At 31.3% G+C, this 22,853-nt stretch carries 21 protein-coding genes; 8 read left to right on the top strand and 13 right to left on the bottom strand.

Annotation, left to right across the window (positions count from 1 at the left end):
• Positions 1-119 precede the first annotated feature (119 nt).
• Complete coding sequence (locus ACKI32_RS08140; RefSeq protein WP_407415294.1) at positions 120-1,259, top strand: aldo/keto reductase; 1,140 nt, start codon at positions 120-122, stop codon at positions 1,257-1,259.
• Positions 1,260-1,262: 3 nt separating this feature from the next.
• Here ACKI32_RS08140 and ACKI32_RS08135 read toward each other — a convergent pair whose 3' ends face one another.
• Positions 1,263-4,121 (bottom strand): DEAD/DEAH box helicase, encoded by a 2,859-nt coding sequence (locus ACKI32_RS08135; RefSeq protein WP_407415292.1) that lies wholly within the window; start codon positions 4,119-4,121, stop codon positions 1,263-1,265.
• Positions 4,122-4,409: 288 nt separating this feature from the next.
• Between ACKI32_RS08135 and ACKI32_RS08130 the strand changes: the two genes are divergently transcribed.
• The 3 genes from ACKI32_RS08130 to ACKI32_RS08120 are packed head-to-tail and all read left to right on the top strand — an operon-like array spanning position 4,410 to position 8,795.
• Positions 4,410-6,854 (top strand): UvrD-helicase domain-containing protein, encoded by a 2,445-nt coding sequence (locus ACKI32_RS08130; protein ID WP_407415289.1) that lies wholly within the window; start codon positions 4,410-4,412, stop codon positions 6,852-6,854.
• A gap of 10 nt (positions 6,855-6,864) precedes the next feature.
• Complete coding sequence (locus ACKI32_RS08125) at positions 6,865-8,094, top strand: hypothetical protein (protein ID WP_407415287.1); 1,230 nt, start codon at positions 6,865-6,867, stop codon at positions 8,092-8,094.
• A 26-nt stretch (positions 8,095-8,120) separates the two neighbouring features.
• On the top strand, positions 8,121-8,795 hold the full coding sequence (locus tag ACKI32_RS08120; RefSeq protein WP_407415285.1) for a DUF169 domain-containing protein: 675 nt from the start codon (positions 8,121-8,123) through the stop codon (positions 8,793-8,795).
• Here ACKI32_RS08120 and ACKI32_RS08115 read toward each other — a convergent pair.
• The 3 genes from ACKI32_RS08115 to ACKI32_RS08105 form a co-directional block, all read right to left on the bottom strand.
• Positions 8,787-9,440, bottom strand: coding sequence for an NTP transferase domain-containing protein (locus ACKI32_RS08115; protein ID WP_407415283.1), 654 nt, complete (start codon positions 9,438-9,440; stop codon positions 8,787-8,789). The two genes, ACKI32_RS08120 and ACKI32_RS08115, sit on opposite strands and share 9 nt — an antisense overlap.
• Positions 9,441-9,461: 21 nt before the next feature.
• Positions 9,462-10,652 carry a hypothetical protein gene (locus tag ACKI32_RS08110; protein ID WP_407415281.1) on the bottom strand — a complete coding sequence of 397 codons (1,191 nt, stop codon included), beginning with the start codon at positions 10,650-10,652 and terminating at the stop codon, positions 9,462-9,464.
• A 67-nt stretch (positions 10,653-10,719) separates the two neighbouring features.
• Complete coding sequence (locus ACKI32_RS08105) at positions 10,720-12,000, bottom strand: Mur ligase family protein (protein ID WP_407415279.1); 1,281 nt, start codon at positions 11,998-12,000, stop codon at positions 10,720-10,722.
• Positions 12,001-12,111: 111 nt separating this feature from the next.
• On the opposite strand from ACKI32_RS08105, the gene ACKI32_RS08100 reads away from it, so the two are divergent.
• Entirely contained in the window at positions 12,112-12,507 is a 396-nt protein-coding gene (locus tag ACKI32_RS08100) for a nuclease (protein ID WP_407415277.1), read from the top strand.
• A gap of 17 nt (positions 12,508-12,524) precedes the next feature.
• On the opposite strand, the gene ACKI32_RS08095 is transcribed toward ACKI32_RS08100, so the two are convergent.
• From ACKI32_RS08095 to ACKI32_RS08065, 7 genes are all read right to left on the bottom strand, one after another.
• Positions 12,525-15,272 (bottom strand): AAA family ATPase, encoded by a 2,748-nt coding sequence (locus ACKI32_RS08095; RefSeq protein WP_407415275.1) that lies wholly within the window; start codon positions 15,270-15,272, stop codon positions 12,525-12,527.
• A complete protein-coding gene (locus ACKI32_RS08090; RefSeq protein WP_407415273.1) occupies positions 15,269-16,513 on the bottom strand; it encodes an exonuclease SbcCD subunit D in 1,245 nt (414 codons plus the stop codon). Before ACKI32_RS08090 ends, ACKI32_RS08095 begins: the two co-directional genes overlap by 4 nt.
• 217 nt (positions 16,514-16,730) lie before the next feature.
• Complete coding sequence (locus ACKI32_RS08085; RefSeq protein WP_407415271.1) at positions 16,731-17,483, bottom strand: geranylgeranylglyceryl/heptaprenylglyceryl phosphate synthase; 753 nt, start codon at positions 17,481-17,483, stop codon at positions 16,731-16,733.
• A gap of 104 nt (positions 17,484-17,587) precedes the next feature.
• Positions 17,588-17,734 (bottom strand): 50S ribosomal protein L40e, encoded by a 147-nt coding sequence (locus tag ACKI32_RS08080; protein WP_407415268.1) that lies wholly within the window; start codon positions 17,732-17,734, stop codon positions 17,588-17,590.
• A gap of 309 nt (positions 17,735-18,043) precedes the next feature.
• Entirely contained in the window at positions 18,044-19,033 is a 990-nt protein-coding gene (locus ACKI32_RS08075; protein ID WP_407415266.1) for a glycosyltransferase family 2 protein, read from the bottom strand.
• A gap of 114 nt (positions 19,034-19,147) precedes the next feature.
• Positions 19,148-19,663, bottom strand: coding sequence for a DUF367 family protein (locus tag ACKI32_RS08070; protein WP_407415264.1), 516 nt, complete (start codon positions 19,661-19,663; stop codon positions 19,148-19,150).
• A 3-nt stretch (positions 19,664-19,666) separates the two neighbouring features.
• On the bottom strand, positions 19,667-20,320 hold the full coding sequence (locus ACKI32_RS08065) for a hypothetical protein (RefSeq protein WP_407415262.1): 654 nt from the start codon (positions 20,318-20,320) through the stop codon (positions 19,667-19,669).
• Positions 20,321-20,507: 187 nt separating this feature from the next.
• Between ACKI32_RS08065 and ACKI32_RS08060 the strand changes: the two genes are divergently transcribed.
• Genes ACKI32_RS08060 through ACKI32_RS08050 form a run of 3 tightly spaced genes read left to right on the top strand, consistent with a single transcriptional unit; the run spans position 20,508 to position 22,159 of the window.
• Positions 20,508-21,128: a hypothetical protein gene (locus tag ACKI32_RS08060; protein WP_407415260.1), complete on the top strand. Its 621-nt coding sequence runs from the start codon at positions 20,508-20,510 to the stop codon at positions 21,126-21,128.
• An 8-nt stretch (positions 21,129-21,136) separates the two neighbouring features.
• The gene (locus ACKI32_RS08055) at positions 21,137-21,670 is read left to right on the top strand and encodes a nicotinamide-nucleotide adenylyltransferase (protein ID WP_407415258.1); all 534 of its coding nucleotides are present in this window, start codon (positions 21,137-21,139) and stop codon (positions 21,668-21,670) included.
• 51 nt (positions 21,671-21,721) lie between these two features.
• Positions 21,722-22,159: a molybdenum cofactor biosynthesis protein MoaE gene (locus ACKI32_RS08050; protein WP_407415256.1), complete on the top strand. Its 438-nt coding sequence runs from the start codon at positions 21,722-21,724 to the stop codon at positions 22,157-22,159.
• A 155-nt stretch (positions 22,160-22,314) separates the two neighbouring features.
• Here ACKI32_RS08050 and ACKI32_RS08045 read toward each other — a convergent pair whose 3' ends face one another.
• Both ACKI32_RS08045 and ACKI32_RS08040 read right to left on the bottom strand, forming a co-directional pair.
• Positions 22,315-22,521, bottom strand: coding sequence for a molybdopterin-binding protein (locus ACKI32_RS08045; RefSeq protein ID WP_407415254.1), 207 nt, complete (start codon positions 22,519-22,521; stop codon positions 22,315-22,317).
• A 23-nt stretch (positions 22,522-22,544) separates the two neighbouring features.
• A complete protein-coding gene (locus tag ACKI32_RS08040; RefSeq protein ID WP_407415252.1) occupies positions 22,545-22,751 on the bottom strand; it encodes a molybdopterin-binding protein in 207 nt (68 codons plus the stop codon).
• Positions 22,752-22,853: the final 102 nt, after the last annotated feature.

Raw genomic sequence — 22,853 nt, 5'->3', positions numbered from 1 at the left:
ATAAACCTATTTAATATTTTGAACAGCTCCCCGTAATATCATTAAGTTGATTATTAACAACACTTAAATATTTACCAAATTAAAAATAATCACAATTATCATTTTTAGGAGAGAACACGATGAATTTTAAATCTAAATTTGGTTTTGGCTGCATGAGACTTCCAAAAATGGATGAAAACGACCCAAGTAAAATAAATCAGGACTTATTTAACCAAATGGTAGATATCTACATGAAAAAAGGATTTAACTACTTCGATACATCCTATGCCTATCACAATGGAGCAAGTGAAATAGCAATTAGAAAAGCAGTAGTTGAGAGATATCCTCGCGAATCTTACTTAATTTGCGATAAAATGCCAACATGGGCATTAACATCCCCTGAAGACAATGATAAATTCGTTAATGAAATGCTTAAAAGACTTGGAATTGATTATTTTGATGTATTCTTTGTTCACAACATCAACATCCCCTGGTTAAAATTAGCAAGGAAATGTAATACTTTTGAGTATGTTAAGAAAATGAAAGATGATGGAATTGCAAAAAAAATTGGGTTTAGTTTTCATGAAAAGGCAGATTTACTAAAAGAGGTTCTTGACGAATATGGAGATATTTTAGATATAGTCCAACTAGAACTTAATTACCTCGATTGGGAAGATCCTTTAATTGAAGCTCACAAATGCTATGATTTATGTGTCGAACATGGCCTTGATGTATATGTAATGGAGCCTTTAAAAGGCGGAGTTATCGTAAACCCATCAGATGAGATTAAAAATGAGTTTAAACAGTTCAATCCCAATAAATCCATAGCAAGTTTTGCAATAAGGTTCTGTGCATCACTTGAACATGTTAAAATAGTGTTAAGCGGCATGAGTAACATGGAAGATTTGATTGATAACTGCAATACGTACGAAAACTTTGAAGTTTTAAGTGATGAAGAACATGAATTTTTAGAAAAGATGGCTAAAAAACTTAAAGATAACGTTGCAGTAGCTTGTAGTGAATGCGGATACTGTATTGATGCATGTCCTGAGATGATTCCAATACCAGAATATTTCCATTTATACAATACCAGTAAAAATCAACCTGAATCAAACATTTATAGACTGTATTTCGATAAACTAGCTGATGAAAAAGTTCCCGCAGATGAATGCACATATTGTGGTACATGCATTGATTATTGTACTCAAAAAATAGATATTCCGGACATGTTAGAAGAGGTATGTGAACATTTCCAAAATGGATTCAGCCCTTATGGCTGAATACTAAGCAACCCTCATTTTTAACTCCCGAACCATTTCACCATTTTTATTTATCTTTGATGCTTTTCTATAATATTCAACGGCCTTTGGAAATATTCCTGAGTGATAATATATTAACCCCATTAAAGCCAATGCATCTGAATGTCTGTCGTCAAAATCAAGTAGTTTTGTTAATATTTCTGAAGCAGTATCCAAATCACCTTGCTCATACAAATCATAGGCTTCTTCATACAATGTTTCAACATCATCAAGTGAATCCAATTCGCTTAAAGAATTATTTTTAGGCTTATCTGAAAGTAAAACCTCCAATTCATTAGCCATTTCATTTGACCTATCGATGGCCAATGCCTTTTTAGTGAATAACAATGCAATATCCTTTTGATCTTGATTATATAATATTTGAGCCATTAAGGCCAATGCCTTTACATGGCGTTTATCATCCAACAATATACTATTTAAAACATCCTTTGAAGCAGAATAATCCCCTTTTTGATATAAATCTAAAGCTTCATCAAATTCATCAAGCTCTTTAACTTCTACAATAATTTCCTCTTTTTCACCTTTACTGTCAGATGAAATTAATTTTTTCATATATTCTAAAATATAAATTGTAGCGCCTTTATGAAGTGGTTTGTTATCATTTCCACATTTTGGTGAGTATATACAGGACGGACAACCACTTTTACAATTACAATTATTAAGCAAATCAATTGTAGAGTCAAGTAAATCAACAAATACATCAACTGCCTTTTCAGTAATCCCAATTCCACCTTCATAACCATCATAAATAAAAATAGTTGCTTCTTGTGTATCCTCATGGAAATTTGTTGAAAGGCCACCAATATCAAACCTGTCACACATTGTATGAAGAGGGAACAATCCAATTAAAGCATGTTCTGCCCCATGAAGACCCCCTGCAAATACTTCCTCTTCATTTGGATACATATCCTCCAATGTGTTTTTAACACTTTTTGGTATTGTAAACCACAATCCTTTCGTATTGAATTTCAAAGGAGGTAAATCTAAAAGATAGGTTCCAATTGGCTTTGAAAAGTGCATCTTTTTATACTTAAAGTAATCCTCACTTACTGTAAGCTCTCCGAAGTGTATTGTCAAATCACCATACTTTGTCTTTGACAATTTCTTTTTGATTTTTGTTTCCGTCTTGTTTAAAACCATTGTATGATATTCAACATTCTCCTTAGAGACATTTACATATCCTTTTTTAAGATTGATACTATTAACTACATAGGTGTCTCCCTTATTGATTAAAATTGCTCCCTCATGAGCTTCACGGTAAACTTGTGATCTCTCCATTGTCTCTAAAAGCATGCCGTTATTCATTACTTTAAACTCTTCTGATGAAATTTGGTCTAGTGAATGGTCCATTGCAGGATTGTCATCATATGGATAGATGAAATCTCCCCTATGATTTTCTTGCAAGTCTTTTTTAGAAACTAACTTATCCACCACATTTTGAGAAACATTAAAGTATTTTTCAGTTTCACCCCTTTTAAGAGGCAATTCTTTTGCAGCACATAAAATGTGAGCTTCTTGCAAAATAGGATTTGTTAAATCAATGATTGCATTTTCGTGAGGCTTATCAAAGAAAAATTTCGGGTTGTTCATAAAATATTGGTCCAATTGGTTTTCAAAAGCTATTAAAACAGCAATTGACTTCTGATTGCTCCTACCCGCACGACCTGCTTGCTGCCAAGTGGAAATCATTGTTCCAGGATACCCTGAAATGATAACCGCATCAAGAGACCCTATATTAATACCCAACTCTAAGGCATTTGTACATGTAACACCAAGATATTTTCCACTTTTAAGACCTTCCTCTATTTCACGCCTTTCTTTTGGTCTGTAACCTGCCCTATAAGCAGCAATTCTGTGAGCCAATTTTCCTTTAACTTGTGTCATGTCCTTTTTAGCCCACATTGCTATCAATTCCGTGGTCTTTCTTGAAACAGTAAAACACAATGTCTGAATATTTTTAAGCATCATATACATGAAAATATTTTCCGTTTCCATGTGAACAGAAGGTGCATTTTGAGTATAAACTTTATTTCTTAAATAATTTTTAAACGGATTATATAAAATGAAGTCTTTCTCACCGCTTGGTGATGTATCATCATCTACTAAAACAAATTCCTCACCAGTCAACCTATTCGCCAACTCTAAAGGATTAGCAAGAGTCGCAGATGATAAAATAAACTGGGGATATGACCCATAAAAGTTTGCAATTCTTTTTAATCTTTTAATTAGAAATGCAACATTAGATCCAAATACGCCTTTATAGTAATGTGATTCATCAATTACAATATATCTTAGGTTTTTATAAAATCTTGACCATTGATGGTGCCATGATAAAATTAAATGTAATTGGTAAGGGTTTGTTAAAACAATTCTTGATTTTTCACGAATTCCCTTCTTATCTTCCCGTAGAGTGTCCCCATCATATGTTCTTGGACTAATTTTGATTCCAAGAGACTCCTCAAGGTTTTCTAATACATGTAATTGGTCATTTGAAAGAGCTTTAGCAGGATAAATATAAAGTGCCGTTGCTTCACTATCTTCAATCATTGTCTCCATGATAGGTAAATTGAATGCTAAAGTTTTCCCAGAAGCTGTCGGCGTTGTAATTATTACATTTTCACCATTTTTAATAGATTCATATGTCTCTGCTTGATGTTTGTAAAGTTTAACATCTTTTGAATCTAAGTACTCAACAATTTTTTCATCCAAATTTTCGACTTTTTTAAAACTAGCTTTTTTAGCAGGTATTGTTTCAATATGAGCAATATTTTCTCTATACCTAACATCATTTTTAAACATATCAATATTGTTGAGCTCAGACATAATAACCGCTAAAATTAAAACTTAATAATATTAATTGAGTTAAAATAATATTTAAAACTTTCTTAAAACTAAAAACAGTAAGTTAGAAACAAAAAATGTTCCTAACTTAATATGCATATTATAGAAGGAAATAAATACCCTCCATAAAAATGTTATAATTTTTATAATAAATAAATCTTTTTTATATCTTATCTAACAAAAATTCATTAAATCTTGAATACTTTACAAATGCTCTCTCCATGAGTTTATAAATAACATAACGACATAAATTATATTTAGAGGAAAAAAATGATATCATATGAAGAATTTGAAGACATTGTAGTAAATATCCTAAAAAGAGATATCTCTTCAAATAAAAACCAGAAAAATGCAATATCATCACCAGCCAATAAATCCCTTTTTATCGTAGCAGGACCCGGTTCTGGAAAAACCACAGTAATGGTGTTGAAAATATTAAAATATATTTTTGTTGATGATATCGAACCAGGGGAGGTATTAGCTACAACATTTACAAGAAAAGCAGCAGATGAGCTATATTCAAGAATTCTAGGATGGGGAGATGAAATAAAAAATTATCTCATTGACAATATCAGTGATGAGAACTTCAATAACATCTTAAAAATTGATAGAATTGATTTTAACCAAATTAAAATAGGTACCACAGATAGTATTGCTGAAGAACTTCTAAGAGATTACAGAAAACCTGGTGAAAATCAGGCCACAGTTATAGAAGAATTTGTAGCGAATTCTGCAATGATGAAAATCATTATTGAAGATGAAAAATACTTAAATAAAGATTTAGTCGAATACTTGAAGGAACTTAGTGGAAGGCAAAAACTTGAAGAGCCTTCCAAAATAAGTGAAATACTTATGGAAATTAAAAATAGACTCTTTTACGATCAAGTTAATTTTGATGAACTATATACTGAAATTGAAAATGAAAAAGGAAAGAAATTGGCTCTTGATTGTATTAAAGAATATGAAACAACACTCCAAAACAGAAACACTATCGATTTTGCGATGCTTGAGTCAATGTTTCTTGATAAATTAAAAAATAATGACCTGAAAACTTTTTTAGATGAAATTAGAATTGTTTTAATCGATGAATATCAGGATACCAACCTCATCCAGGAAGATATTTACTTTACAATTGCCAAATCCGCACTTGAAAATGACGGAAGCATTACTGTTGTGGGAGATGATGACCAGTCATTATACAGATTTAGAGGAGCAACAGTAGATCTATTTACCAATTATCAGGCCCGTATCAAAGAGAGATTAGGAATTGATGTTGATGAGATTAACTTAACAACCAACTATCGGTCAACCGAAAATATCATCCAACATTGCAATCAATTTGCAGAGCTCGATAAAGAATATCAAAAAGCAAGAGTTGAAAATAAACCTAAAATTATAGCACCTGACTTTGAAAAAGATAAAATGCCGATTTTAGGAATGTTTAGAAACAATCCAGAGATGCTTGCAAGAGACCTGTCAATATTAATCAATAAGCTTATAAATAAAGGAGAATGTGAACTTCCAGTTTTACAAGTTTTAAATAAAGATTACTATGAAAAGATGAATAAAAAACTTGATATTGCAAAGTTACAGCAAATCAGAAGTGAAAACCTTAAAGCTGGAAAAGAAATAGAAAAAATAACACTTAAATTAGATGAGGAATATGGATCTGCATCTGATATTGCAATCTTGTCATATTCTCCAAAGGAACTGCAATTTGGAAACCGTTCATTTTTATTCTTTTTAAGAAAACAACTTAAACGATTGAAAAATCCCATTGAAATGTTTAATCCAAGAGGGATTGACCTGCAAGACATTGACATTGTAGGTATTTTTTGCGGTTTAATGCTTGAATGTATTGACCCTGAAGCAAGTATTCAAAAGTCCGATAAGACCATACCAAATCTTGCAAAAAGAAACATGAATAAATGGAGAATTAAAGCTAAAGATTACATTAAATTAAACCCCGAACCAACCGAACCTATTTCCCTATCACAATTTGTTACACATTGGCAACTTAGACGTCCAAGACAACGTGAAGAATGGCCAACAACAGCAAGCCTAATGGAACTTGCATACAAAATAACAACCTGGATTGAAGATTTACAAGATGATGTGGAAGGAATTGTATATCTTGAAGCTATAACCAAATCAATTACACAAACTGGATTTTTCAATGATTATCATTCAAATATTTCATTTAAAAGCCCACAACAAGAGCGTGAATCCGTCCTTGAGGCAATATGGAATATATTTATCCCACTTTCAACTGGGGGAGTCAGTATTGATGAATCACTACTTGAAACATTGCCTGACGATAGAATCAACGTATTATCAATCCACCAGTCAAAAGGATTGGAGTTTCCACTAGTCATCGTTGATGTTGGCTCCAGATTTAAAACAAATGACATTAGAACTCAAAGACTAAGATTTCCAAAATCCCTAAAAAACAACACTACAATTGAGGATAGTGTTAGACGACACAGTTCTCTAGGTCAAAGCCCAAGAAGTGAGAAAGACCGTTCGTTTGATGATTTGACAAGACTTTACTTTGTTGCATTTTCAAGAGCTGAAAGTGTTCTATTATTAATAGGTCTAAATTCAGCTATTGAAGGATACACTAAGAAAAATGATCACTTCAACATTCCAAATGTTGCTTTAGGATGGAGCAGAGATGAAAACTATGTTGGCTTTAATGAGATATATCTAATTTAGGAGTGAAAAAATGAAATTACCAACAAGATCAAAATCATATATGATACCGGAATATAGCTTAACCGGAGATTTGCTTTCATTTTTAACTTGTAATTTACAATACAGATACCAAAATAAAGGAACATTACCTCCTTCAAAACCAGTTCAACGATGGTTCGGAGAGTTTATTCATGGTGTTTTGGAAGAAGCTTTTATTGAATGGAAAGAAAATAACACCGAATTTCCTTGGGATTGGAAAGAAGATATAAGACCTATTGAAGATTTAATTGATTTAAGGCTTCAAGTAAGAGGTCTTTATCCACATGATGAAGATTTATTTTACAGTATCTTAAATCAGCCAGACAATGATTTGACAATTGATGATTTAAATGAACATGACCATAAAAAATTAGCCAGTGCAAGAGCTGAAAAAGCAATTAATATTTGGGGAAAACACCTATTCCCATTAATTGACTCATCCGAACTGTTAATTAAAGGAATAAGACAAATGCCCAATTATGATAAAAATAAAAGCAGATCCAATTATTATGGAATCAACGGCGTTGTGGATGTTTTAACATCAATGAAAATCAACGATTTGGAACAAACTACCCTCGATACCTTTGACAATGAGATTATAAGATTTCTTAAAAAAGACCCCGATTTCCAAAAAAGAGTTTCGGAGTTTGGAGAAGAGGATTATGAAATAATTATCGATTATAAAGGAATGAAAAGACCCCCCGTTAAAGTTACTAATGAAAAAATTGAAGATAAATGGGAAACTCACAAACAACAAATTTTAACCTACTCATGGCTTAGATCTAAACAAGAAGAGGCAAAACCAATTATTGCCGGAATTATCTTTTATTTAAATGAGCTTGTTCCTTCAAAAGAGGATTTGGTTTTAATTAAAGATGAACTCAACAATGATTTAACCGATGTTGGATTAGAATTTGAAAGTGACGTTGATTTAATTAATAACTGGGAAGAAGAGGATAAAGCCCCAGAGTTAAGTGATGAATTTAAAATTGCAAGATCAATTAGAGTAATCAATGTTAATGATGAAGAAACAAACACTGCACTTTTAAAGTTTGATAGTGTTGTATCCAATATTGAAGAGTCTTTAATTAAAGAGATGAAAGGATGTAAAATTCAAGAGGCTTGGAAAGCAGATTCAGATGAAAGAACCTGCAGTGCTTGTGATTTTAAGACATTTTGTAAAAATAACAGTGTTAAAACAAAAGACTTTAAAATTCCATAATCCAAATAGAATATTAGGCGATTTTTATGACAAACTTGGAGAAAAACAAAAAATATTGTGAAATAATCGAAAGCAAAATCAAACTTGATGCTAAACCAGTGGCTATGAAATTAATCAAAACAGAAGATGATTTACCAGAAGGTTACGATTTGATTGATGAAAAAATAAGACACTGTGAAATGGTTAGAAAAGCTTCTTTAGGTGCTAAATTCTACTCAAACATTGACCAACAAATGTGTTTAGGTGGAGCAGGTGCTATTGGACTTAGAGACATGCCTGAAAAATTAGCAAATGGTGAAAAATACTTCTCACTTGGAAGATTTAAAGATTTAGAAACAGCTAAAAAGTTAACTGATAAACTTTCAATCATTAAAGACATCAGCTGGGGAATTGTTTATGCACCATTAGATGAAGCTGATTTTGAAGCTGACATTATTCAAGTTATAACCGAACCTGTTGGCGGAATGTTACTTGCTCAAAGTATTGTTTATGAAACTGGAGAAAAGATTAATCCATCATTTGCAGGTATTCAATCATTATGTGGCGATGCATTTGCAAATCCTTACCTTTCAGATGGAGTAAACTTTACTTTAGGTTGTGACGGTTCAAGAAAAGCAGCAGACATTAAAGATAACGAAATGACTGTCGGTATTAGTAAAGCTAAAATCGAAGAAGTTATCGAAGGCTTAAAATCAATCTAATAATGTTAAATAATCATCATAATGATTGATATTTAACAACTCTTTTTTATTTTTTTCTTTTACCCCATAAAATGTATACCCGTCATCAAATATTTTTCTAAGTATTGGATTTAAATTATCATCCTCATTTTCAAGATATTTCATTAAATTCAAGCGTGGTGCTACAAAAGGCATTCCTAATCCTTCAGCAGTATCCAAAAATCCAGTTTTACGCCTTCTTAAAACGGATATTGTATTAAACGGATTTTCACATTCTTGAATTGTAGAAATCAATTTGTTAAGAGTTTCTGTTGAAACTGTAGGCTGGTCAGCTGTAACACATAATGCAAAATCAGAATCAATATTTGACAAACCATTGAATAAAGAAGTTGATAAACCTACATCAACAGGATTGTTTTTGATAAATTTTACATGGTCTTTATAATTATCATAGATAACTTCTTTTATTTCACTAGAATAATGGCCAAGTACAACAATACATTCATCTATATTTGCAGATAATGCATTGTCAATAGTTGTCTCTATAACAGTTTTATTTTCAAATGGTAAAATAAGTTTATTTTTAACTTCAAGATTTCGAGAAACTTGGTCTCTTCTCATTCTAGAATTTTTTCCGGCTGCTGTAATAATAGTTGAGATTGACATAAAAAGAAAAAGTTGATATATTCAATCATTTGGAATATATCTTGTTATTTTTGCATAAATACCCATTCCAGTTCCTGATCCTTCAGTCCACATATTAATTTTTACAGGATAGTCATGATTATTTGTAACAGTTATATCACTTGCAGGGTTATATCCAAACAGTACTGCATTTTCAGAACCATCCATACCAACAGGCAATCCGAATCCTTCTGCAAGTACAGCAGCTCTTAATGCTCTTGCAGATGGGCAAACACCATGTGCTGCACTTCCACCAGGTGCTTCGGAATCAGATGCAGATGCAAAGTAAACATAATCCTTACCACTACTAGTTGAATTAGGCGGGATGATAGTTCCATTCCATGCTTCAACAAATTGTTTAGCATTTATTTCACGTGTAGCATCACCATATTCCGGGTGTGAACCTAAAGAAGTACCATAAGTTTCACCATCTTCCTCTGTGTATTGTCCAGCATATAACAATATTGGGGAACCTGTTGGATACTCAGCTGCATAATCAACAACATCCTGTCCGAAAATTAACGGAACTTGAGATGCAGCAACATCATTTCTTCCATCATCAAAATTAGTCATTCCTTTTTCTAGAATGAATGTTGAACCAACTGCAGAATCATAATTATACCAATTAACTATAGTTTCATTATTATAATAATCATTACTATAATTTAAGTATTTGATTTGATCAACAGGAACTGATTTGACAACAGTACCATTTTCAACTATATTTACTCCTTCTTCAGTCCTTTCTAACCATGTATACGCAGTACTGTAACCCCATATATAATGGTCAGGTGATTTTACAATTAATTTGTCATTTTCCATAGTTAAAAATCCGGGACCATCAACATCAACAACATTTCCATAAGTATCTATACCACCACTAGAAACAGTTCCAAAATCAAAAGGAACTACACCAGTAGATAATGTCATTAAAATTCCCTGTAAGTCAAATGCAAGAATCTGATGAGAAATAAACCCAAAATTAGATAAAAGAGGAACTTCAACCGGATTACTTTGACCTACTATCGAATCATTTTCAAACATTGATTGGCCAAGTGGAAGATTAAATTCGTCGGATACTTGTTGAGCAGTTAGTGGTGTACTATTAACGGAATTAATGACAATTAAAGCTGCACATAATAATATTAAAGCTATAAAAATCGCAACTGATATTTTTCTCCAACTACTACTCATTTAATACACCAATAATAACAATAATAATTTAATATTTATTTACATAATATATATAGATTACTCATACTCATAATTTCTCAGAGATAAGCTTAATCCTTTCTTGAATATCAATGATTGTATCTTGACCATTTCCACCAATTAAAATTGCTTCTTCATGAGAATACTCAGCAACCAACTCGATGATTTGGTCTAAAGAATTAACAGTAATAATATTTCCCATATAACCTAATGAATTTAACCTATAAATAGCAATATCTAAAGTATCATCAAGGCCAGGGAATAGTACAATAACTTCAGGATTATATTTTACCGCAACATCTAAAATATCTAAGCGATGCTCTTCATTGTGGCGCGGAGTTCCAATAAATATTGCATAAAAATTTTTTTCTGAAAGAATAGATGCCAAAGCATCAGAATTATCAGTTTTTCCAACATAAACATCTGCATCATTAATTTTATAAACGTCCATCCTACCTTCAACGGCTTTAAATTCAGCCAAAGTGGACCTAACAATATCCTTAGGAACTTTCAATTCCCTTGTTATTGCAGTAGCTAATCCTGCATTAAGTAAATTAAATTTACCAAATAACTGTAATTCATCTTGATATACAAAATAAGGAATAGTTTTACTAGCTGACTCCTTAAAATCAGAATTAAAATCTTGATTAAATGCTGTAAATATTGTAGTATTTGAGAAAAATCTAACTAAAGAGTTTTTATAGTTTGCAATTGTCTTGTGAACATCCATATGATCGTTTCCAATGTTAGTAAGGCCAATCATGTCAAAATCAAAACAATATTTCGCAAAATCCAAAGTCATGTCACAAACTTCAACTAGCAATATGTCATAATCTCCTTCATTAGCATCTAAAATTAAATCATAGTAACCTGAAAATCCTCCACCACCGTTTCCACCAACTAAAACTTTTTTACCTGCATTTTCTAAAATTTCCTTAATCATGTGAACAGTAGTGGTCTTACCATTTGTACCTGTTATCCCAATAGTAAAAATATCCTTATGTTTTGATATAACATCACTTAACAATTCCCCGCTTTCCAATAATCTTGTTGCAAAAGCCCCACCAAACATGCTGGGACTTATAGCTATTGCATCACACTCTTCAATAGCATATGAATTTGTAAAACCTAAATCCACTGTTATATTTTCACCAACAATGGATATTGTTTGCTTTTCATCAATCATATTCATTGACAACATTGGCAAATCCAAACCATTCAAATCAACATTAATATTCAAATCAGTGGCGTAAACTTCCCACCCATGCCTTAAAAGAGAATTTACTGCCTTTTTTCCTTCAACACCTAATCCGATTACAGCTGCTTTCATATAATAATTCCTTAATAATTCTAATATAATCTTACATTTTAAAATTAATAAATATTTTGTAAAACAAATTATTTTATACTATAATGCCAATATTAAAAGCAAGGTGTTTAAATGTTTGAAGATGAAAGGGACGATAAAATATATAATTTAATCATTACTAATGGTGTTGATTTAAGAAACGAATATGGTCAATTTACAGAAAAGTTATTCTCAAAAGTTGATTTCCTATGGAAAGAATCCATATCCGGATCATATGCAAATGCGGGAGATGAATTTTACCAAAAAGTAGATAGAATTATTCTACTTGCAGGCCTTTACAATGATAATAAAGAAGTTTTTGAAGAATTAGTAAATGCCGGTGAAAAGTACAATATCCCTATGGTTTTAGTAAGGCCACTAGGCCTTGAAGAAGTTCCGGAATTCCTAGAAGAGAAAGCAGCAACTATTGTTGGTTGGAATGCAAATTGTATAATCGACTCTATTAAAGATGCACCAGAAACAATGTGAAAAAAGTAATAATGTAATTACATTACTACTTTTGAAATTCCATTTTCTTTTTCAACTTTAATTATGTTATCTGCAGCGTTTTCAAGCTGTGATTCATGAGTCACAATAATCATTTGAGGAAGCAATGTCATGTCCTTTAATAAATTAACCAATTCATGCCTTCTTGATGCATCCAAATGAATTGTAGGCTCATCCAATAAAATTGTATTCAATTCTCCATTAGCCATTGCCTGAGTAATACCAAGTCTTAAGGCTAAGGCAATAGCTATCTTTTCACCACCACTGACCATACTCATTGATGATTCACCTTCAGGACCATATACAGTCACATTATACTCCTCATCAAAAGTTAAATCAGAATAGTTAAAGTTAAACTCAGCAAAGAATTCTTTAGTGTATCTTTGGATTAAAGGTCTTGAAATGTTCCTTAAATCTTTTTGAATTCCATTTCCACTATATAAGTTTCTAATATGATTTAACAAGTTAATATAATCTGAAACATTATTATATTCCTGTTGGAACTTTTCAGCAGTCTCAATTTTTGCATTTAATTCTTTAAGATTTGCAATCGATTCACGTGCCCTTCCTTTAATTTCAGAAAGTTCACTGTTGAAAGCATCATATCTTCTTTCGTAACGTTCATTTTTGAAAATAATTTGTTCATATTTATTTTCATCATAAACAGAAGCGTCAATTTTATTTTTAAGTATGTCTATCTGATTAATAGACATTCCAATATCCTCTTTGATAGAGTCCAATTGAGTCATGTAACTATTTTTATTTTGAATATAACCTTTAAGTTGGTGGAATTCATCATTTTTCTGTTTTAAATCATCAATACGATTTTTAAGCTCAGATGCAGTGATGTCACCACTTAAATGTGGATCTTGATCAATTGCCAATTTAATATTGGTTACATGATTGTCTATTTCATTCTTGATTTGTTTTAACTTATACTGAGCATCTGTTTTATTTCCTAAAACATCTAAAGCACCTTTAGCCTGGTTGTATACATCATAAGATTCCTGGTAAGATTCCTTATCTATTTTCTTATTAGAAATTAATAAAATAATCTCACCCAATTTATTTGTGATGTATTCTTTAGATTCAAGTTCTTCATCAATTGTATTTAATTTAACCAATTCGCTTTGAAGTTGATTGAATTTTTGCTTGTATTCAATGATATTTTTAGACAACTCCAAAATTCTTTCATGCTTATCTTCAAAACTTTCTTTATTTTTTGTTAAAAGACTAACAGCTTCTTTGTTTTCAGAAATTGCATTTTCATTTTCAGAAATAAGTGATTTATAATACTTTACCAATTCTTTTTTCTTATAAGAACTAATGTCAGATTGACAAACCGGACATTTACTATCAACATCTTCAAGCTCTTCCAAAGGCTTTTCATTAGCTTTGATATTCTGTTTAAAAACAACAATTTCTTCATTCTTGGAAATTATAGTTTTACCCATTTCTTTTATTTTTAGAGATATTTCGTCCAAAAAGTCATTAGTTGCTTCTTCAATATGATTAAAATCATCAATTTTAGCCAAAACGTCTTTGTTTATGCCTTCCTCATCCAATTGATTTCTTGATTTTGAGAAAAAGTTTTGTATACCATTTCTTTCATTTTCAATATCTCTTAAAAGAGATTTTTTATCTTTTTCAAGCTTGGCCATTGCTGCCAATTCTTTTTCCATATTAATTTTTTTATCAGTTAATTCATTGATTTCTTCATCGGAAGCTAAAAATTTATCATAGCCCTCCTTATTATCGTCCATGATACTTTTTTGCTCATTAATTGAATCCAATTTATCTTCAACTTCTTTTTCAGATTCTTTTAGACTTTGTATGCTAGTTACTGATTTTTCAAAGTCAAGATAAACATCCAATTTAGAAACATATTTTTCAAGCCTTTCTATTTCACCTTCAGCTTCACGAATCTTATCCAAATTGTCCTGAATTACTCTTTTATCCTCTTCAAGTTTTGCCAATGTTTTTTCTTCCGCATCTAATTTATTTACATGGTCATCATGAATTTCTTTTTCACGTTCCATGTTCCTTTTGCTTTCAGATATTTCACTTAAAAACTCATTAACTTCCTCTATTTGCTCTTCAAGTTCATGACCTCTATCCTTAAGGACATTCAATTCTTCTTTTTTCTTATCTCTTTCTTCAACCAAATCAGTGGAATTGAATAATTTACCGTTAATTTCTGAAAGCTGATTTTCATAATCGTTGATTAATGGCTGCAAGTTTTGCCATGATTTTTCAAGTGAATTTACACCCAATAATTTATCTATCAATTGCTTTTTCTCATCTGAAGTTTTATCAATGAGCTCTGCAATCTCTCCTTGTCTTATATAAATTGCATTTAAAAACATGTCAGAATCAATGTCTAAAATTTTGTTGATTTCACGAGAAACTTCCATGTCCCCACTGCAAATATGAACATAACCGCTATCCTGTGAGGTTTTCTTATAAATTGACGATTTTAAAGAATCCTTTTTCTCACGGATAACCTTATACTGCCTGCCGTCGGAGTTGAATTCCAACTCAACCAACATTGAAGGAGCATTATTCCTTACCAAATCATCAAGATTTTTAGTTGCATGCTGTTTAAATAAAGCAAAACTAATACCTTCCAAAATTGTTGATTTCCCAGCACCATTTTCTCCCACAATAACGCTTATTCCTTTATCAAAATTAATGATAGTGCTTTCATGGGACTTGAAGTTATTTAGTCTTAATCTTGTGAAAATCATTTTAAAACCTCATTAAATGTAACTTGAACATCCTTAGATCCGTTTTTTTGAGAATCTTCTTTTTTCACTTCTTCAATTTTAAATTCAACGTTATCATTTACATTTTTATAATGGTCTTCAAAATATTGGTCAACTAACTCTTTGGCCTCATCAGTTCTATCTTTTGAGAGATAGTCAAATAATTCAATAGCCAAGGCGTTAACATCACCATTTCCATAACCTTTAAGCTGCTCAGTCAAAAGCTCTTTTGGACCCAGTGCCTCATTTTGATTTACTATCTCATCAATGCTTTCTTCTCCAACAACATTGAATGTAGGCCTAATCATTAAGGATAAGTCCTCAAGTTCCTGTTTAATGACATCATAAACTATACCAGTGTCAGAATCAACATTATTGATTGTTAAATCTAAAATCGGTTTTTTGTCAAAGTCTTTAATTGTTTCCCTAATTCCCGCAATACCACTTTCTAAGTTATTATAATCAAGAGATCTTTTAATAAATTCACGAGGAATGTCAACTTTTACTCTTTTAGTAAGTGGCTTTGGGCCATCAAAGTCAACTAAAACAAAACCTTTACCATTCTCCAGGCAATCTTCCCATTCATCAGTTTTCCAGATTTCACCTGAACCCGGATAAACCAATTTCCCCGCTCCAAAGTTATCATTAACATATTTATGAATGTGACCCATTGCATAATAATTAAAGTTATCTGGAACTTCTCCCATTTCCAATTCATATTGATAACCATAGTATTTATCAATTCCTTGATGTAGAACTAGGATGGATTTTTCATGTTTAGCTGCTTTTTTAGATAATTCTGAAAGTTTTGATTTTAAAACCTTACCTTGAGATGATGGATAATAAGGTAGCCCTGCGATAAATATGTCTCCATGCATGTAATTTGTATTAATCGGACTAATTACTTTTAGGCCCAATTTCTTAAAAATTACTTGTGGAGGAATGGATCCTTTACGCATTGCAACATCATGGTCTCCAGCTATTGCATACATGGGAATGCCTGAACCTTTTAGTTTAAGTAAACCCTTTTGAAAAGCTAAAAGTGCATTCGGAGAGGGAACTGCTTCTTCAAACAAATCTCCACTATGTATTACAAAATCAACTTTTTCTTCAATAATTTTGTCTATTACCTTTTCAAATACTTCATAAAAGTCTTTTTCACGCTCAATTAAACCAAATTGGCGATAACCTAAATGAGTATCTGCTAAATGTGCAAATTTCATTATATTACCTTTTTTAATTTTTGTATATAACCAATTTAAACACTTGATAAGTATTTAACTTAATAATAATTTATACAACTGCATATTTAATTGTTTGCAAAGAAAACGATTGTAAACAAAACAATATTGCTTTTAAAATATTACATCAAAAATTTGAAAAAAATAAGAAAATTATTAAATTATTAAAATAAAAAAAGTTAAATTGAGTAGAGATAATCTACTCTAGTGAAGCTTTTTTAATAGCTCCAGTTAATTCTTGGATTTTAGCTTTTACATCGTCAACTTCTTCTACAACAGTACCGGTAACAACAATGTCTGCACCAGCTTTTGCTGCAATGTAAGCTGCTTTAGCATCACGGATTCCTCCGCCAACAACCAATATAATTTCTGGAGCCGCTTTTCTTGTATAACCAATCATTTCTGGAGGGATTGGTTCGTCTGCACCGGAACCTGCTTCAATATAGAAAAATTTAAATCCAAACATTTCATAAGACATAGCATAAATCGCAGGTATCTTTGGTTTGTTTCTTGGTACTAAATTAGCATCTCCAACCCAACCAACAGTTCCACCAGGTTCTGCAACCATATAAGCCATAGGTAAAATTTCAATACCTGATGCTTTGACAGATGGTGCTGCAATAGCCTGTGCACCGTTAATCCAGTGAGGATTTCTTGAATTAATGTAGCTCATGTAAAATATTCCATCAGCATGTTTGCTTACACTACTAGTATTTCCAGGGAAAATAATAATAGGAACAGCAATATTCTCAGACAATATTTTACAGGTGTTATCTAAATCTTCACCATTGATAGTTGATCCACCAATCATAATACCATCAGTACCACCTTCAATAGCCAAAGTAGCTATTTCTAAAGCTTTTTCTGGAGTTTGTTCATCAGGGTCAATTAAAGTAAAATGAATAGATCTTGTTTTTAAAATATCCCGAATATAATTTTCAACGTCTTTCATAAAATAAGATTTATTTAAAATAATATATTAAATTATTGTTAAATTGAAAAAAAGTAGTGTTGACTAAAATAAAAAATAGATAAAAAAAAGTTAAGAGAATTAATCTATCCTCTTGCTTCTTTAGCTTTGAATCTTAAACCTTTGTAACCGCATTTTCTACAAGTAGTAGCACCAGCAGGGTTACGAGCATTACATTTTAAGCAGATTTTTACATTGAACATCCTGTTTTCTGCTTCTTCAAATCTTGCCATTAATAACTCCTCCTATAATCGTGAAAATATAATTTTAATTAAAATAACTGTTATGAAATAAAAAAGTGATTTTCAGTGTTCATAACTATTAATTAATTATTTTATCTTAATAGTATTTAAAGGTTTAGTAAAAATGAGTTAAAACAGAGGTTTTCCATGAAAAAAATCGAAAAAAATATTAATTGCACTTGGAATTATATTTCTGAATTTATACCTTTTTCAGAAAGTATCTCATTTTGAATCTCTTAATCGATTAAAAGTGATATCCCCATTTGTTTTGATTTCATTGACATCAGTACTTGTAAGCCTCTATGCAGGTGATGATTTTGTCTGGTTCAGGGTCATGAATTCCTCATAATCCCCTGCATTTAAAACGTCCAGCATGAATTTCCTTTTCACCGGCCCGAGATTTTCCATATAATCATCATAATATTTGCCTGACTTTATCTCTTCATAGTCATCCTTTATTAAGGTGAAAAGTTCTTCTTTGTATTTATCCTCAATTCCCATAAGGGCATATCTCGGGCCGTTTACCTTGAATGCCAAAAGATCGAACATATACATGTCATACCATCCGTTTTTGGTAAATATTTCCATAAGAATTTGACCTGCAGGAACGGTATCGAGGAATTTGGCGTCAACGGATTCAGTGATAGAGCCATCATGCTTCTGTCTGACATAGAGATACCTTTTTATGATTGAAACCCTTTCAGCTTTGAGGAAGGTGTAGAAAAAAAACGGCATGTCCTCGAAATACATCCCTTCGGGAAACCTTGCTTTAATTTTAACTAAAAACTCCCTTCTGAATATCTTCTGGGCGGCGCTGACAGAAATGTTAAAGAGAAAATCCCCGCACTCATGGGGATTGAACACCCTGTCTTCGAATTTTTCTGAGAAATTGTTCAAATTAAACCAGCTGTTCTTGCTATACTCACCGTCGTTATATTTGATGATTTGGAAAATAGAAATGTCTGTATCTTTGGATGTGATTTCACCGTAAGCGGTTTTCAAGGCGTCGGGACAGTACCAGTCATCCCCGTCAAGAAACATCACATAATCACCTTTGGCCATTTCAAGAGCATTGTTTCTGGATGCTCCGGGGCCCTGATTTTTCTGGTTAATTATCTTTATTCTTGAATCGTCAAAACCGTTAATTATTGATAACGTATCATCGGTTGAGCCGTCATTTACTATTATGAGTTCAAAATCATCAAGGGACTGTGACAGTACGCTTTCAATAGCTTTTTTGATGAATTTCTCTTCGTTGAAAACCGGCAGGATAACTGATATTCTAGTCATTGTTTAAAATTAAGATGTTCATTTGATTTAAATATTAAAGAAAAAAGAAAAAAGGAAAAAAGGTCCAAAAAAGTAATAAAAATTTATTAAAAAGTATTAAAAAATGAGTGGTATTTATCTGCACTCAGATAAGAATTCATTTTGAACTTTAACAACCTCTGCACTAGTATCAACTTCACTGTAAGCCTCAAGTAAATCATGGTTAAGTTCCAAAAATGTATGTCCCCATTTAAAACCATCCATTAACTTACGTGCTTCATCTTTAAAACGAGTAATGTATAATGTTGCAGATATTGCTTCAACGGTTGATAAAATACAAGGTTTTCCATAATTAACAGGATTTGTAGCTATTAAAAATGGAAGTGATCTGTGATATTTTGATAAAGAAAAGAATTTTTTAGAACTTGTAACCTCATTCCAAGAACAGTCAAGCCCTACAATTCCTCTTCTTTGTACATATCTATAGTCTTCATAGGATACAGCTTTTTCAGCATAGGGGTTTAAAACAATAGCTCCTGAAGGAATCTTGTTTATATTATAAACTAACCTACATTTGCCTTGTTTTTCCATTTTTATGGATGTGCATTTTTTTCTATCACACTCATCTGCATGAAAAACTGTAATCTTCATTATCTAACCTTCTAATGCAGAAGTATTTCCTGCTTTATATTGGTGAACAAGTTCCATTTGTTGAGCAAATTCTTCTTCGCTAAGACCAAATTCTTCATTAATAGCCGGAACATGTTTACTTTCTTTTAAAGTGACACTTTTAAGTAAAGGCTCTAGATAATCTGTGTAAGACTGACCAAAGGTACTTAATGTAGAATTAACGTCTGAAGCTGCATCGACAATCATGTAAATTAAATATCCTTGTTTTTCACCTTGAGATTCACACATTATAATTGTCATTGCATCAGTATCATTCTTCGCATCATCTGGAACTGCTTGAGTAAAGTAGATATTCCAGTCATTTCCATTCAATGTCCTCTCTTCAGGAGCTGATAAACCTTGAACTTCATAAATTTCCATCAATGCTGAAGAATTATCTACAGTTGAAATATTATAAGTAATTTTATGTTCTTTATCTTCATAAGAATGCATAAATTTTTCATCATCATTTACTAAAGTAACGTTTCCAACGAAACTTCCTTCCATAAATTCTGTTTTAAATGGAGTGGTTACACCATTATCTTGTTGATTTAATATTCCACTAGTGAAAACAAAACCAACAACCGCAATTATTGCTATTACTGCCACAAGTATAATAATTATATTCTTATTTTCCATTATGAAAACTCCATAATTTAATTATTATAATTTTAGTAAAAAGTCTTTAATATAAGTTTAGTTAGATATTTATGTATAATTAATTTAATAAGGTCAACTTATGAATAAAAAAATGAAATATAAATTATTGCTATTAGTTTTAATAGTTATAGTAATTTTTAATTTAGCTATTATCCTAACAAATACGATGAATCATGATAATGATTATACTGTAACTACTGTAGGAAAAAATGCTAACGGTGCTGTTTATAAGATTGAAGCGGGCGATTTATCTTCAAATGAGACTGTTGGGCTCATTTTAGGTGTTCATCCAAGAGAACATGAAATTCATGAAGCCATCAATAGCACTATTTATAATCTAACCCATGAAGAGGGGCCTCAGAATTTAACTAAAAAATATGTTATTTACTATATTGTAACTAAAGATGATTTAACTTCTCGAGATGATACAAGACCCGCTGGTGAAGAACTGGCCAACGAATTCGTAGTTCCAAATATTGTTAAAGATAATCCATTCATTGTAATCGATGTTCATGAAATTAATCCTGATTATGAATATTCAAATTTCATTTTCAGCCTTTCAAATAGGACCGATAAAATAAATAGTTATATTGGAGAAATTTCAAGAGATGTTAATCTAGTAGATTACCAATTTAGTGAAGGAACAAGTCCTGAAAAGGTAACAAAACCTATTGCTAAGAAAGGAATTAACACTTTCCTTATGGAAACATCAATTACAGATGCCTTATATCAAAAACAACAGACTGCTGAGAATTTAATTAATTGTTTAGAGAAATTACATCCTTAAGTGATATTATGCAGAAAGTTAGAGCAATATTAATTGGTAGAATGCAACCAATCCATAATGGACATATGCAGATTATCAATGAGATATTAAATGAAGTTGATGAAATTATTATTGGTATTGGAAGCGCACAGTTAAGCCATGAAATTAAAGATCCATTTACTGCCGGTGAAAGGATTGTTATGATTAATCAAGCTTTAGCTGATGAAGGTGTTGACCCTTCCAGATATTACATAATTCCAATGCAGGATATCAATTTCAACGCTATTTGGGTTTCACATGTTAAGATGTTAACTCCACCATTTACTATTGTTTATTCAGGAAATTCCCTTGTTAAACAGTTATTTGCCGAAGAAGGTTTTGAAGTAAGACAACCTCCACTTTATGACCGCATGCATTTGTCTGGAACTGAAGTTAGGCGTAGGATTTTAGAAGATGACAATTGGCAAGAATTGGTCCCAAAAGCAACTGTTAATGTGTTAAATGAAATTAACGGTGTTGAGAGAATTAAAAATTTATCAATTAAAGAAATTAGTGACATATAACAATAGTTATTTATACTAATTTAATCATATTTACCAACTGGAGATAATAATATGGTTGTAAGAGTTATTGAAGCAAAAGAAGACAAAGTAACAACAGCAGACTTAATTGCTGATTTAAAGAAAAGTACTAAAATTGATTATTCAGGAGCTATTTTTACTTTTGAAGGAATAGTACGTGGAAAAGAAGAAAATATGAACTTGGAAAAGTTAATTTTAACCACACCTGATAAAGAAAAAACTCAAAGTGAAATTGAAAAAATAGTTGAAAATACAAAAATAAAATATAATGTTCATGAAATTTCCGTCATTCACTACATCGGTGAGTTCTATACCGGAGACATGTTATTTCTAGTTGCAGTTTTAGGAGCGCATAGGGGAGAAACTCTTGACGCTTTAAAAGAAGTTATTGAAACTGTAAAATATGAAGTTGAGTTTAAAAAAGAAGAAATTTCAAAAGAAGGTACAAAAACTATCCTAGCAGGAGGATAAAAATTGGAAATTCTTTTTATAATTAAATTAATATTGTTGTTTATTATCGTCTATGCGATAATAAAAAACTTAAAAACTATTTTGAAAGTAGCAGTAGTTATTTTTGCTATTTTATTGTTATTAGGAATTTGGGGATTGTAATCCCAATCCTAAACTTATTTTCCGATAATTACTTCAGTAGATTTGATAATAGCTGTTACATCATCACCTTCAGCCAAACCTAATTTTTCTGCAGATTCTTTAGTGATTACAGCAGTAATAACATTAGGCTCAGAAATTTCGATTTTAATGTTAGCCATTACAGCACCTAATTCAACACCAGTAATTTTACCATTTAATTGATTTCTTGCACTAAGTTTCATGAAAAATTCCTCCATCAATATATCTATTTACCGATTATAACTTCAGTAGATTTAATAATTGCTGTTACGTCATCACCTTTAGATAGACCTAATTTTTCAGCGGATTCTTTAGTAATCACAGCAGTAATAACATCAGGTTCGGAAATTTCGATTTTAATGTTAGCCATTACAGCACCTAATTCAACACCAGTAATTTTACCATTTAATTGATTTCTTGCACTAAGTTTCATTTTTTATCACCATTACGTTTTGATAATATACTGTTATATCGAATTGTATATAAATGTTTTGGTTTTTTATAAATAAAGAGTTTTTTAATCGATTACTTTTTT

This window comes from Methanobrevibacter sp., from assembly GCF_045611865.1.
GTDB lineage: Archaea > Methanobacteriota > Methanobacteria > Methanobacteriales > Methanobacteriaceae > Methanocatella.
The sequence above is the reverse complement of the archived record's forward strand: the minus strand, read 5'-3'. Positions and strand labels throughout refer to the sequence as shown.